Raw genomic sequence first — 1,426 nt, 5'->3', positions numbered from 1 at the left:
TGAGCATTAAAGCTAACGTATTTGTGTATGATTAGTTGCGTGATTTAGCAACTAATTTAGCAAATAAAACACAGATAGAATATTCCGCAGGAATATTCGTAAGTAGGCTAGACCTAGCAATTGATTATACACGTTGTTGTAACACGTTTCTTATTTTTTCCGATTTTTGATTTCTCTTGTAATTAAATTTTCCAATTCCGAGAATTTTATATTTAAACCATTACTAATGATAGTTAAGGGAGAGCCATATTCTTTGTTATTGTATTCCATCGTTTCTCTTAAAATTAAATTTTTTTGGCGTTCAATATATTTTTCAGCTTTATTTGTCTTTAGAATTATCATTTTTTGAGAAGAAATATCTATTCCCAATTCGTGAACTGGAACTTTTACTTTAATAATATCCATTCCAGATATATCTTTCCATTCAATTAATCCTATATCTATAGCGTTTGAATTATCAAGAATTCCTTTATCATTTATAATCAGTCCTGTTTTTCTACTAAGAATTTTTTTAACAATAAAAAACACACTTAGTCCAAAGAATAAAATGCATGCTAATCCAATAAAAAAAAGAAAATCCTCAGAATATCGATTATAAGAAGATGCTTGAGGTTTTATAATCATCCAAACTCCACCAAAAACAAATGCTAGTCCTCCAATTAGTAACAACACTAATTTTGTTTTGCTTAAAGGTATTTTGATTTCAGTCATTTGCAATATTTTTGTCAAATGTGTTACAACGTGGTTGTGTATGGTTAGTTGCGTGGTTATGCAACTAAGTTAACAAACTTTTACGGACCAGAGAAAATTCCGCAGGAATTTTCGTAAGTAAGCCTTAAAAAGCAATTAATTATACACGGTGTTGTAAGCAGTTTTTATTTCAGTTTGGTTTTTACTAAGTCGACAATCTTTTTAAAACCTTCACTTCCAATTTCACTTTCTCCGATTATCAGAATATCTCCTTTTTCTGGTTCCAATAGCATAAGTAAATTCGAATCCTTTATCTTAAATCCCTTGAATTCAGTCCATTTTATTTCACGTGTTATATTTTTGTCAATGTATTTTATAGACTCATCTTTAAATTCAAATATTCCGTTGCCAAAGTCAGATTGCACTTCCGCAACTTTTTCTTTTATTTTCTCTAAATATGTGCTTTTGAGTTTATAGTATAATTGAAATTTAGGATATGCTTTAACAATGTAAAAAACTCCTAAAATGATAAAAACAATTCCGAGATTCGATTTTCCGATTATGATTGTAATTCCAATTAATGTTGATATTAAACCAACAATTAATGATTCCCTTGCATCTTTAAGATATCGTTTATAAATCAATGGAATTATCAGTTCAGTTTGATTTAAGTAAATGTCAGCATTAAATGGTATTTCGAATTTCAAGTGCGGTTGGTGTATTATACTGAAATAGG

The 1,426-nt window shown here is 28.8% G+C and carries 2 protein-coding genes; both read right to left on the bottom strand.

From position 1 onward, the window contains the following. Positions 1 to 150: 150 nt before the first annotated feature. The gene (locus tag TD29_RS17660) at positions 151 to 711 is read right to left on the bottom strand and encodes an STM3941 family protein (protein WP_040282912.1); all 561 of its coding nucleotides are present in this window, start codon (positions 709 to 711) and stop codon (positions 151 to 153) included. A 164-nt stretch (positions 712 to 875) separates the two neighbouring features. Further along, positions 876 to 1,426 (bottom strand): hypothetical protein (locus TD29_RS17655; RefSeq protein ID WP_040282910.1); only part of this gene is annotated, 551 nt, incomplete at its 5' end.

The organism is Psychroserpens damuponensis (assembly GCF_000826655.1).
Lineage (GTDB): Bacteria > Bacteroidota > Bacteroidia > Flavobacteriales > Flavobacteriaceae > Psychroserpens > Psychroserpens damuponensis.
The sequence above is the reverse complement of the archived record's forward strand: the minus strand, read 5'-3'. Positions and strand labels throughout refer to the sequence as shown.

Coding starts and splice junctions, on each gene's coding strand:
- TD29_RS17660 (WP_040282912.1), bottom strand. CDS start 711: ATGACTGAAATCAAAATACCTTTAAGCAAAACAAAATTAGTGTTGTTA.